Annotated in this window: 11 protein-coding genes; 8 read left to right on the forward strand and 3 right to left on the reverse strand. The window is 59.3% G+C overall.

Annotation, left to right across the window (positions count from 1 at the left end; genetic code table 11):
- Positions 1–20 precede the first annotated feature (20 nt).
- Together ACX12F_RS01220 and ACX12F_RS01225 are read left to right on the forward strand one after the other, a co-directional pair.
- Entirely contained in the window at positions 21–332 is a 312-nt protein-coding gene (locus ACX12F_RS01220; RefSeq protein WP_459367906.1) for a hypothetical protein, read from the forward strand.
- Positions 333–525: 193 nt separating this feature from the next.
- The gene (locus tag ACX12F_RS01225) at positions 526–2,016 is read left to right on the forward strand and encodes a glycosyltransferase (RefSeq protein WP_459367907.1); all 1,491 of its coding nucleotides are present in this window, start codon (positions 526–528) and stop codon (positions 2,014–2,016) included.
- Here ACX12F_RS01225 and ACX12F_RS01230 read toward each other — a convergent pair.
- Positions 2,010–2,534, reverse strand: coding sequence for an arsenate reductase/protein-tyrosine-phosphatase family protein (locus ACX12F_RS01230; protein WP_459370205.1), 525 nt, complete (start codon positions 2,532–2,534; stop codon positions 2,010–2,012). The two genes, ACX12F_RS01225 and ACX12F_RS01230, sit on opposite strands and share 7 nt — an antisense overlap.
- Positions 2,535–2,610: 76 nt before the next feature.
- Here ACX12F_RS01230 and rfbA point away from each other — a divergent pair, with 76 nt between their 5' ends.
- The 4 genes from rfbA (at position 2,611) to ACX12F_RS01250 (ending at position 7,188) form a co-directional block, all read left to right on the forward strand.
- Complete coding sequence (rfbA, locus tag ACX12F_RS01235) at positions 2,611–3,516, forward strand: glucose-1-phosphate thymidylyltransferase RfbA (RefSeq protein ID WP_459367908.1); 906 nt, start codon at positions 2,611–2,613, stop codon at positions 3,514–3,516.
- 79 nt (positions 3,517–3,595) lie between these two features.
- Positions 3,596–4,735 carry an acyltransferase family protein gene (locus tag ACX12F_RS01240; protein WP_459367909.1) on the forward strand — a complete coding sequence of 380 codons (1,140 nt, stop codon included), beginning with the start codon at positions 3,596–3,598 and terminating at the stop codon, positions 4,733–4,735.
- A 739-nt stretch (positions 4,736–5,474) separates the two neighbouring features.
- Complete coding sequence (locus ACX12F_RS01245; RefSeq protein ID WP_459367910.1) at positions 5,475–6,671, forward strand: DUF1972 domain-containing protein; 1,197 nt, start codon at positions 5,475–5,477, stop codon at positions 6,669–6,671.
- A 58-nt stretch (positions 6,672–6,729) separates the two neighbouring features.
- The gene (locus ACX12F_RS01250; protein ID WP_459367911.1) at positions 6,730–7,188 is read left to right on the forward strand and encodes a hypothetical protein; all 459 of its coding nucleotides are present in this window, start codon (positions 6,730–6,732) and stop codon (positions 7,186–7,188) included.
- A gap of 347 nt (positions 7,189–7,535) precedes the next feature.
- On the opposite strand, the gene ACX12F_RS01255 is transcribed toward ACX12F_RS01250, so the two are convergent.
- A complete protein-coding gene (locus ACX12F_RS01255) occupies positions 7,536–8,210 on the reverse strand; it encodes a class I SAM-dependent methyltransferase (RefSeq protein WP_459367912.1) in 675 nt (224 codons plus the stop codon).
- Positions 8,211–8,653: 443 nt separating this feature from the next.
- On the opposite strand from ACX12F_RS01255, the gene ACX12F_RS01260 reads away from it, so the two are divergent.
- Together ACX12F_RS01260 and ACX12F_RS01265 are read left to right on the forward strand one after the other, a co-directional pair.
- Positions 8,654–9,526 (forward strand): sulfotransferase family protein, encoded by an 873-nt coding sequence (locus ACX12F_RS01260; protein WP_459367913.1) that lies wholly within the window; start codon positions 8,654–8,656, stop codon positions 9,524–9,526.
- Between the two features lie 141 nt (positions 9,527–9,667).
- Positions 9,668–11,128, forward strand: coding sequence for a lipopolysaccharide biosynthesis protein (locus ACX12F_RS01265; RefSeq protein ID WP_459367914.1), 1,461 nt, complete (start codon positions 9,668–9,670; stop codon positions 11,126–11,128).
- A gap of 187 nt (positions 11,129–11,315) precedes the next feature.
- Here ACX12F_RS01265 and ACX12F_RS01270 read toward each other — a convergent pair whose 3' ends face one another.
- Positions 11,316–12,176, reverse strand: a complete 861-nt coding sequence (locus ACX12F_RS01270) for a TylF/MycF/NovP-related O-methyltransferase (RefSeq protein ID WP_459367915.1) — start codon at positions 12,174–12,176, stop codon at positions 11,316–11,318.
- Between the last annotated feature and the right edge of the window lie 97 nt (positions 12,177–12,273).

Genomic DNA, 12,273 nt, shown 5'->3' on the forward strand with positions numbered 1-12,273 from the left:
GCGCCGGGACACTGCCAGGGTTGGCGTTCGTATTGGTGCTAGGCGCAGTTGGCCCAGGTGATGAGGGCGCGGCCGAGCCGCTCGACGTCGACCCGACGGGCGTCGGCGTGGATCCTGCAGATGGCGCGCCGGCAGGTAGCGGCGGACGCTTTGGCGGGCCAGCGGTAATCGGCCTTGGATTGGGACGGGGCTGGCCAGGGACGGGATTCGGATCTTTTGGCAAAGCCGACGCCACCGGCGCACCGACCGCGCCGACGGCCGTCGACGCCGCCATCATCGTCAACAGCGCTTTGGAAAGCGCTTTGCTCAGCCGTGCTGTTGACTTCCGATGACGCGCCATAGGAGCTACCTCACTTCCTCGGCATGGAGCTCTGACGGCCTACAACCACGACCCATCGCGCCGCGCAGACCTCCAAGCTGCGGGTATTTTAGAACGCATGCGTCAATTATCTCGGCGAATCCCCGATATTGGATCCGCCGGCTGGCCGAGGCGGGCTCCTACGGGACCGGCTCAAGCCTTCGTGGTTGGCCAGAAAGTGGGCGCGCCGAGAAAACGGGGCGGCGAACCGCGACGTTGTCAGCGTGTACCCGACGCGGCACGGGGATGTCAGCAAAGGATCGGCTGTGGTTGGCTGCGGACGGCAAGCCTCTCAGGGGCTCGTCCATCCGATGCGAAACCGCTCGTGCTGGAAACGCACGTCATTTATATTGGCTGCCACCACACCCGCCCGCGCGAGCATCGAGCATCGACGAATCACGGCCAACACTGAGCGCTGCGACAGGATTGAGATGTCATTCGATTTGATTAGAGTCTGCGCGTTCGGTTTGACCGACTCGAAAAAACTCAACAAAATAAGATTACGGCACGGGTTTGAGACGGAAGCCGATCGGTTCGACATCTTCGCATTCGACAGTACTTCGAATTTTGGCGGTATCGTTGTAGAACATCGTCCGCAAGTTTTCATCACGTTCGGCGAAGATCAGGAGTCCTTTCCCGAACTTATGAACGCGCCCATGGAAATTCGCAAGCGGTGGCTGCACTTCTCCCTGGATGACGTCGATTTCTCAAATGTTGCGGAGCAAATACTTCACAACTACGTCGCTAATGCGACGGAGCGGAGATTTCCGGATCAGCCACTAGTCAGCGTCTTCACCGCTGCCTACCTTACGGGGCCGAAGATTAATCGCCCTCTATCGTCGCTCCTTGCGCAGTCCTACACCAACTGGGAGTGGGTGATCTACGACGATTCACCCGACGACGGCGCGACTTTCGATGAGCTGCGAGAACTTGCACGAAGCGACTACCGCATCAGCGTTCACCGAGGTGATCGGCCGTCGGGGGCGATCGGCGAAGTGAAGCGACGGGCGTGCGGCCTCGCAATCGGTGACCTGCTGCTCGAGCTGGACCATGACGACGAGTTGCTCCCCGATGCGTTATTTCACCTGGTTGAGGCGCACCGAAAGTACCCCGATGCCGGCTTCTTCTACTCGGACTGCGCCGACATTCTGGAAAGTGGGGAGAACGCGACATTCCCGGAAGGCTGGGGGTTCGGATTCGGCAGCTACCGAGGTGAATACCACAAGGATTCCATGTATCTGGTGGCAAATTCTCCGGAAGTCAACTCGAAGACCATTCGTCATATCGTTGCGGCGCCGAACCATTTCAGAGCCTGGACCCGCCGCGGATACCAGGCTGCCGGCGGATACAGCTCCGAATTGCACACCTGTGAAGACTACGAACTCATCCTCCGAACGTTCCTCACGACACGTATGTGTCATATCAAGAACTGGGGATACATCCAGTACAACAACAATTTGTCATGCGGAAACACACAGCGGACCCGTAATCCTGAAATCCAGCGCCTTGTCCGCGCGTTCATGCTCCATTACAACGACCGTATTCACGAACGCTTCGTCGAACTGGGAGTGGATGACTTCATTCGGCGTGACAACGGAGTTCTTGACTGGGAGATGAAGAACCCGGAAAACGCGCCCTACGCGAACTACGTCTACTGAGCCGCGTCCCGGCATAGTGCGAGAACAGGTGGCAGCAGCGCGGCGACCTGCTGGCCCACGGCCTCGAACGTTTCGCGATCCAGGCCGATGGGGTCGGCGACTTCAACCGGGTGATGCTCGGCCAGGCGAGGACGCAGCGCGGCCAGGTCGGCGACCGTGCGTGGCTCGTAGGTAGACGTCAGGAGCGCGGCTTGCCCGAGGGTGAACGTTTTTCGAAACTGTCGCGGCGCCAGTTCCAATACCGCAGTGCGTTGCACCTCGGTCATCGTGAGGATGAGGTCGGCGTCAAAGGCGATTGGCGGGGTCAGCTGCCGTGCGGCGAAACCGGTCGGGTCTCCGCCCAGTCGGGTCAGGACGTCAGCGGCGAGCTCGTGTACCGGATGTCCGATCACGGCGTAGATTCCCGCACTCGTCGCGGTGAAGTCGGGAATACCCATCTGCGCGGCCATTCGGACTGAAAGTCGTTCCGCCGTAGGCGATCTGCAGATGTTACCGGTGCAGACGAACAAGATGCGCAGCCTGACCTCCCAGAACAGCCCTAACGCAAACGTCAATAACCGTGTGCGCGCGATTTCTGCGTGCCACGATAGGCCCATGAAGGGCATCATCCTAGCGGGAGGCTCGGGTACGAGGCTGCATCCGATCACCTTGGGTGTGTCCAAGCAGTTGATACCGGTTTATGACAAGCCGATGGTCTACTACCCGCTCTCTACGCTGCTCTTGGCGCGCATCCGCGACATTCTCGTCATCACCACGCCGTTCGATGCACCCAGTTTCGAGCGACTGCTGGGCGACGGCTCACGGTTCGGCGTGTCGATCACGTATGCGCAGCAGCCATCGCCGGAGGGGCTTGCGCAGGCGTTCTCCATAGGTGCTGACTTCATTGGGTCCGGGAAAGTCGCGTTGATACTGGGTGACAACCTCTTGTATGGCCCGGGACTGGGTACGCAACTCCAGGATTTCAACGAGATCGATGGCGGGGCGATATTTGCCTACCGGGTGGCGGAACCCAGTCAATACGGAGTCGTGGAATTCGACGATCAGGGCATCGCCATATCGTTGGAAGAGAAGCCCAAGATCGCCAAGAGCAACTATGCGATTCCCGGCTTGTATTTCTATGACAACGATGTCGTCGAGATCGCGCGGCATTTGCGGCCCAGCGCGCGGGGGGAGTATGAGATCACCGACGTCAACCGCAGATACCTGGAGCAGGGCCGGCTACATGTTGAGGTGCTGCCCCGTGGCACGGTGTGGCTCGACACGGGCACGGTCGACAGTATGACAGACGCTGCAGACTTTGTGCGCACTATGGAACGGCGTAGCGGATTGAAAATCGGTGTGCCAGAGGAGATCGCGTGGCGACAGGGTTTCCTCACCGATGATGAGCTCCGCGAGCGCGCGGAGCGTCAGGTGAAATCCGGCTATGGGTGGTACCTGCTCGATCTCCTTGACCGAGAATTGTGTCTGCCACGTGATGCAGTGAGTGCCTCAGGGCGTTGATGCGAGGCCCACGGGGTGTCAACATGCGTTTCCTGTATGTGCAGCCAGCTGACCGCGCTGTCCGTTCGGGGGGCGACGAATGACATTTCTTCCTGAATGGCTCCGTTACGATCCGAGTCGGTATCCGCTCGGCTACAACCCCGGTCTCGACGGCTTGCGCGGTACCGCTACGCTCTGTGTTCTGGTTGCGCACCTGAATTTCGCTTGGTGCCCTGGCGCCTTTCTGTACATGGATATGTTCTTCGTGATGAGCGCCTATCTGATCACGTCGCTACTGCTTAAACGGTGGACAAAGACCGGGAGCGTCGGTTTTGGCAATTTCTACCTGCGACGCGTTCTTCGGCTATTCCCCGCCAATTACGCGATGATTGCTACATTTGTCGTTGTCGCGTACTTAGTGCTCTTCGATTTCCGTGGACAACTTACTCAAGCTGCGGTGGCAGCTACTTATGTATCGAACTGGACCAGAGCGTTCGAGGTTCCGATGCCCGAATTTCTCGGCCATACTTGGTCGCTGGCCGTGGAGGAGCAGTTCTACCTGGTGTGGCCTGTCGTACTCGCGCTGTTGCTGAAGGCCATCGGACTCCGGATGCGGCTCGTCGCGCTGCTGGTACTCGTTGCAGTCGGCTCTGCGAGCTGGCGTAGTTGGACCACCTTTCACGGTGCGTCCGAGGCTCGCTTGTTCAACGGAACCGACATGCGCGGCGACGCTCTCCTGATGGGTTGCGCGCTGGGTGTTGCGATGGCTATTCCCGCGGTGCGCCAGAGCGCAGCGCTTCAGCGCACCGCAAAGTACCTGGCTGTCCCTTCCCTGGTCGTACTGGTCGTTGGCGGATTCACGATGGATCAGCACAATCGTGCGATGTACGCGGGAATCTCGGTATTCTTCACGTTGGCTTCGGCATGCTTGATTGCCGCGTTGGTGCTCCCGGAACAGACGCTTCCTCATCACGTATTTCGTTCGCCGCCGTTGGTATTCCTGGGTCGCATCTGCTATGGGCTCTATATTTGGCATTACCCGATATACATGGTCCTTCGATTCCGTTTCGGAGTCGCGGATCCCATACCGCTCGGCATTATCGGTGTTCCGTTGACATTTGTCGCCGCATTATTGTCCTGGCGGTTCATCGAAAGCCCATTTTTGAAGGCGCGGGATCGGCTGCCGATCGACGGCCAGAAATGGGCCACGCACAAGCAGTGGCGTGTTGTTGAGCGGTGACTGTGGTTCAACGGTCAGTACCTGATGTAATCAGCGTTCGCTCCGGGACGATCCAGAGTGGTGCGCTGGTGTCGGGGCAGTCCTCGTCGCCGGCGGTTGGTATGCCCGTGTCTTGGGTGGCTGCGTTCGACTTATGCGCGAGCAGGCGGCCGGGATCTTGCTGGCGGTCGAACGGCCTCTTCTAAGGCGCAGTGAACAGACTTCGGCGTATGCCGATCGAAGTCGACCGGCCTGCGGGATACGTGTCGACGTTATCGACTGTGACGCTTCGAACCTCGGTGGCCGTCACGGCGCTTGGGCAGGGACCGGACGATCGATCAGGTGAGGGGATCGTGCCAAACCGTTGCTGGTGGCTGGACCGGTCACTCCTTCGCGGCCAGCGGCTGAACGGGGCTGACCGGGCTGCGCGGTTGGCGGCAAAGCGGCCCAGTGCACCTGACCAGCGGCTATTTAACGCATGGGTAAATGAGCGTGCATCGGCCGATGCGCGATGTGGCGTGATTGTGAAACCGGAATGTTAATGGACCGATGATTGCTCTTCGTTGAAATGCTTAATAAAGCTAGGTAATACATTCAAGATCAATATTGACGTTTTGACAAAAAGCTTCGCGAAATCGCATCGGTCAGATGCTTGTAGTCGTAGCATCGGCATCATCCATGGCTTCCATATGAGCTCTATGAGTTGAGCATTAGAAGTCGTTTTAGTCGTCGTGGGTATTCGGTCTAGATCGGGGGCCTGATGTCTTCAGTCGCGATTATCGGAACACGCGGTTACCCCAGCTATTACGGGGGGTTTGAGACGGCGGTCCGAAAAATTGCGCCGGACCTCGCTGATATGGGCTGGGACGTCACGGTGTACGGCAGGCGCGGTGCCACGAAGCCGGACGACCTCATGCTCGACGCGCGCATCGAACGGAGAATCACCTGGGGTCTGGAGACCCAGAAGCTGAGCACGTTGTCGCACGGACTGACGGCTGCGCTGGATGCGGCAGCGCGCAAGCCGGATGTTGCGCTGATCATGAATTGCGCGAATGGATACTTTCTGCCAATTCTTCGTGCGCGCGGCATCCCGACCCTGGTGAATGTCGACGGACTGGAGTGGGAGCGCGACAAGTGGAGTCCGGTGGCCAAGAAGGTCTACAGAAAAGCGGCCGTGTGTACGGCGAAATGGGCGGACGGCTTAGTTTTCGATGCGCGCAGGATCGCGCAGTATTGGAAAGAAACGTTCGGTGCCGACGGGACATTCATTCCATACGGGGGCGATATCGCCGCAGATTTGCCAGTTCCGGAGGGGGTGGAACGCCGCGAATATGTCCTTGTCGTAACACGATTCGTGCCCGAAAACACCGTGTCGCAGTTCTTTGAAGCGGTCCCTGTGATTGCTGAGCGGTACCCGGTGGTGATCGTGGGCAGCTCCGGATATGGCGGTGAGTTGGACGACACTGCACGACGGCTGGCTGTCCATCCTTCCGTGACCTGGCTTGGGCATGTCCACGACGAACAATTGCTGCTCGCGCTGTGGCAGCATGCGGGTCTCTATTTCCATGGGCATAGCGTCGGTGGGACCAACCCGGCATTGGTGCAGGCTATGGCCGCCGGTGCCCCCATCCTGGCGCGCGATACTGATTACAACCGGGAGGTGCTCGGGTCGGCCGGTGAGTTTGTCTCGGATGACCCGGAGCTGATCGCCAAGACGGTGCTTCATCTGATGGACAATCGCGCGGCGCGGGAGCAAGAGTCAAGCGCCGGCGTGCAGCGCGCCGCACAGCACTATGCGTGGGCGCAGGTAAGTCGCAGCTATGACACTGCTATGCGCACCGTGATGGAGACGCACGGCGCGACTGCGCATGCCAGGGTCCATTCCATTGCCGGCCGTTCTTCGACGCTGAGTATCCCCGTTCCCAGTCAGGTCAGTCCGCGGCGACTAGCGATGTAGCGATCCGAACGCCGAGCGATTGCACGCACATTTCATTCAAGGCTCTCTAGGAGGCATCGTGGCCAAAATTCGCAGTTACGCAATAGCTTTGTTTATTTTGGGCGGTGCGTGGGCCGGTGCTGGGCCTGCTGGTGCAACTGTGCCGTCGATGGTCGGCAAAACATATGGCGAGGCCTCAGGGGCGTTGTCGAAGTGGAAATTTCCATTCGAGGTCTCGACGACCATCGGCACAGAGCTGGCGCGGAACGACTGCATTGTCGTAAATCAGGTGCTTCGGCCGGCCTCGCATTTCGGTGCGGTAAACACCCCGGCCAAGTTGCTCCTATCGCTGGATTGCAACGCGACTGTCGCATCCGCAACAGAGGCTGGTAACTCAGCGGGCAGTCCAGTCGGCCGCGCCGCAAAGAAGGCAGCGGCTCAGGAGGCATGGCTTCGCGCAAACCCCGACATCTGCGTTCAGATGAAGGCATCGCATCCTGAGTGGTTCCCACTGAAGGGCTGTGAAGGGGCCGTCTAACGTCGAGTCTTCGCCCTTGGTTTAGTAATTGGCGCAGGGCCGGGCCTTCGTCTACGGGATCCAGGGCGAACTGCTGGCGGACCTAATACCTAGCAGGCGTGTCAGGCCGCTGCATACCTTGCGGCTCAGTCACATTCGACTAGCTTGAACGAGCCTGTCGCTGTCATCGCAGCGATACGCATCGACACCGATCGGTGTATGAGCGAGCGATATATCCGCTGCACGGGCTATGCTGTCGACAGTGGACGGCCCGACGCCAGCGCACTCGCCGTGTTGGTCACGGCGCGGCCGCTCGAAGCCCTTGGCTCCCGGCGATCAGCCGACCCGACGAGGGCGGCAGCACGACATCACGATGGAACGTGTGCGCGCAAGTCGATCTGCCACCAGAAGAGATATGGCCTCCGGGTAAACGCGGTGATCATCCGCTGCTTTGTCGTCAGAGGCGAAAGCGGTTGGACGGTGTCAACGACGAAGCCGCACTCAGTGAACATCGCGGCGTACGACGATGGAGTGAACCACCGCAGGTGCGTCGCGTCCATGGGGCCTTCGCTTTCGAGGCGCCAGTCGCCCGCGATCAGCATTCGGATTATCCGTTGGTGGGCGACGTTCGGTGAGCTTGCGAAAACGAGGGCTCCGGACTTCAGCAGCGGCCGCAGCTTCCGCAACGTGGCCCATGGATCACGCAGGTGCTCAAGAACCTCGCTCAGGATCAGCGCGTCGAACGATGCCGGCGACCATGGCAGGTCGATAGCCTCTACGTCTCCGACGATTACCTCGGTTAGCTTGGCTGCCGCGTCCGTTCCGACCGACGGCTCCAGCTCGACGCCGCAGTAGCTCGCAGCCCGACCCAACGAGAGTGCCGACGCTCCGGTCGCGCCGGAGCCGCACCCAATCTCGAGCACATTCGCACCTGGCGGGAGCTCAGCGACGTAGTCGGCCCGCTCACTCCCAAAGTAGGCCGCCCCCTTTTCGGCATAGGCTGCCCAAACATCGCGCTGCGATTCGCTCCACCGGGAGGTCACGGTACGAAGAATACCTAACGATTAACTGATAGTGGCCGCTAACGGGTGAAGTTCTCAACTAATTGGCAGCGCACAGGCAATCCGGCGCAAATCTTAGTGCGGCCTCAGCCCAACGCGAAGAGGCTAGCGCGCTTTTCCTCGCGGCGATGATGGGTTTCAACTTGATTGGCGGCGATGACATTGGGGCAATGAGCTGTGCGGATCGTGATGGCAAGGCATTCAATGGTGTTGTAGCACAACTTTTCTGCGTCGAGGGCAGCGAGTCCCCGAGTAGCCCCGTGAGTTGGCCCGGCTTGGTCGGCGTCTGATAGTAATTTCTCTGAAAACCGGCGCAGGTTGGCCGTTAGATCGGTAATCTAACGGCCTACCAGGTACTGGTCATATCCGTGGTCCTGATCCGGCTATCGGCTGCTCCGATTGGGCACTATCGATGAGGTTTACAGATGGTGGCTGGGCTGATAATTGCCGGCGTCGGCAGGAGTGGTACTTCCACGGCGGCGGCGTTAGCCGAACAAGCTGGGCTCCGTCCTCCGCGCGGCGCGGACATGATGAGTGGCAACGAATGGAACCCGGACGGATATTGGGAAAGTGCGAGTCTTGTCGAATTCAACGACCGTCTTCTTTCCGCCACGAGTCAGAATTGGTGGACGCCGTGCCCTGCTGAGCGCAACAAGTCCAAAAACCTTGCCTCCATCGGCAGCTGCACCAGTCGCGCGAGACAGATATTTCGTAACGCTTTCGGAGGCCAAGGGGGTTGGGTTTGGAAAGACCCGCGTCTAACGGTCTTGCTGCCATTCTGGGATCGAGTGCTCGGTATTGAACCGCTACTACTCCCTTACCGCGACCCGTTGGGCGTAGCCGCGAGTATTTCGCGGCGGGACGGGTTGAGTATGGAGCTATGCCTGGCGATTTGGGAGCGTCATTCTCGCCATATGCTTACTACTGCGGCGGGGCATCCAGTGTTATTTGCCGACTACGCGCAGCTGACTGAACAACCAGATATTTGGTTCGGAAAATTACTTGAGTTCTGCGCGGAATCTGGACTTGATGTGACGGAACCCAAATTGGATTCCACTGCCAAGGTACGCCGCATTGCGCGGCCTCCCGCGAATGCTGTGCTCACTCGCAATCAGGCAGATCTAGCTGAAGTGATAGTCAGTCTGGACGGACCGCATCCAGATTTTCAAACGCCGGTTCTTCCGGAAGAATCGCCAAATACTGAGCGCTTGATCAACACTCAACCAAAACTGAAGTCGACTGCGCGGCTCCGGTCGCAAATCTATGTCCGCAGTCATTCGAGGGATGTCACGCGGTGATTGAGTTTGAAACATTCCAGGCTATCTGCGACCGCGCGAGTGTCTTCCGGCGATCCGATTCTCCTGAGGCCCTGGGGCCAGGTCCGGTTGAGTAGCCTCGGCCGAATGCACCTATGGGCTTCACGACAGTGATCTGCTGAAATGACGGCTACAGGCGGCCTGGGTGCCGGAATGCGGTGGAGCATCATCTCGATGTTCGGGCGCGAAGGCTCTCGTCTGATCTTCACAGTCCTGCTGGCACGTCTGCTTGGGCCCCACGAATACGGGGTAGCGGCGCAAACCACAGTCCTGATTGCCATCGTCTGCATCTTGGTTGACCAGGGGTTCTCGGCGGCGTTGATTCAGCGTCCGTCGCTCCCGCCCGAAATGCCCGGCGCGACCGTCTCCATCAACTTGGCAATCGGCACAATTCTCACTGCCGCGACTGCTGCCATTTCTCCGCTGTGGGCTTCATTCATGAATACTCCGGCGCTCGGACCCATGTTGGCTGTCCTGTCGATCGAATTGGTGATTCGGTCTGCAGCCATCACCCCGCGGGCGATGCTCATCCGGACTATGCAGTTTCGAACCATCGCTGTCGTCGATACGCTGGGAGTGATCTCTGGCGGAGCACTCGGGTTGGTAGCAGCGCTGATCTGGCACAATGCGTGGGCGGTAGTCATCCAACTAATCAGTACCGACCTCATCGGCTTACTAGTTATTAGTGTTCTGGGTGTGGCGTATAGGCCGAATCTGCGCATGCGCCACGTGCTGGAACTATTCGGGTTCTCGTGGCGAGCATCTGCGACCGGTGTGCTGTTGAACTCTGTCGCGACGAACGTGGACAATGTCCTGATCGGATGGCGTTGGGGGCCGATTGCTCTCGCGAATTACGCTCTAGCCTACCGGTTGCTGATGCTGCCCGTCTCGCTGGCGACAGCCAGCGTGGGACCCGTGCTGCTATCCGGATTTTCTCGGATGACCAGCGACACCGCGGGTGCGGGCATTCAAATGACCCGAACCATACGCGCGCTGGCCATACTTTTCGTACCGGCTATGGCGCTCGTGGCGGTGGCCGCGCCTCAATGGATCGCCATCTTCTTCGGGCCGCAGTGGCGTTCCGCGGTACCAATTATTCAGGTCATGACTTTGGCGGGTGCGGTGCAGGCGGTCTACAAATGCTCGACCGCATCGCTACTGCTTGGATTTGGAAGAGCGACGTTCGCGCTTCGATATGCTCTATTGGTCACTGCCGTCACGACCGTAGGGATTCTTGCCGGTTTACCCTTTGGGGTCTTCGGCGTTGCTGTTGGTCTTTCAACCGCGACCGGCCTCTTGCTTCCGATCGAGTGGATCATCCGAAAGCGGGTCTTGCATATGCCGGTACGAGCTCAAATTTTGTCGCTTGTACCTGCCGTTCACGCGGGAGCGTGGATGGTAGCGGTATATCTCGCCACCGCGCGGTTCGTACCGAGCGAAGGTATCGGCGTGCTGGTTGTTGGGGCTGCGCTCAGCGTGGCCGCCGGCGTGCTCGTCGTGCGGTTGTGCCATCGCACTTTGTATGACGAGTTGTCGGAGATTGGCCGTCGCCTCGGCGGGCGCGCGACCGAGGTCGCCACCTGACGGTGGCTACGCCGCGCCAACGGTTGCGGTGGACGGGCGGAATTGGTTGATGCGCAGCCAAATGAGCGTGGGACGCGTGTTTGGCGCGGTGCGCGCCCGCTGTGTGCGGGCCGACTCCGCAGCGTACTCTCCGCATTCCAGTCAGCGACTGATTTCCTCAACACCCTCACCGGGTGACTGCCGCTCGTCACAAGGTCTTGCGCCAAAAGGCGCCATAGCCGTCAATGTCGATGATCTCATCCTGGATACCATGCGCGGACCGATAGTCATGAACAGCGCGCCGGCACGCCTCGATGTTGCCGTAATCGTCGATGACGCAATAACCACCGACCGAGAGCTTCGGATAGAGCGGATCAAGTGCCTGAATCGTCGACTCATAGAGATCGCCATCCAAGCGGAGCAGCGAAATCTGCTCCACGGGAAGCATGTTTAGGGTGTCTTTGAACCATCCTTTGACAAAGTGCACGTTGTCGTCGAGCAGACCGTAACGTTCGAAGTTTCGCTTGACGGCGTCTTCGGTCACCCCTAAGAAGAAGGATGCTTGGTCGAGGCGGATTCCAGCGTCGTGCGGAAAGTTGACCTCATCGGGAGGTGGCAGGCCTTCGAATGAGTCGCACAGCCATATATCTCGCTTTTCGCCGTAGGTCGTGAGGACACCCTTCATGAATATCGAGGATCCGCCGCGCCATACCCCAGTTTCGACCAGATCGCCGGGAACACCGTCGTCGACGATGTTTCTAATGCAATCGTGTAGATTGTCGAGCCTACGCAATCCCACCATCGTCTCCGCGTGCGCAGGCCAGTCGCGTCCTAATTCGCGCCGAACCGGATCATAGGGCTCCGGGCGCGCCAGCACGAACCCTTGTTTTCGCAGTATTCTGGCCAGCGGATGAAAGTAGATCTTCTTTCTCGGGCGAACTTCCCGAAGGGCACCTTCGCTGAACCCGTATCGGGTCAGCACGCGCTTGAGAAGCTCGATGTATAGCTGTTGTTCGCGGGTGTCCGTCATGCTGTGCTGTCCTGTCCCGATTCCCTGATCGTCGGCCATCGAATGCTACCGCCTTTCGCGCCTTGTTACGGCAGGTTGCCGTAGCCTGCTCCGGTTTGCCGCGGTTCTTTTTCTACTCCTTATCACTGCGGTGAAG

This window comes from Mycolicibacterium sp. HS_4_1 (assembly GCF_054515875.1).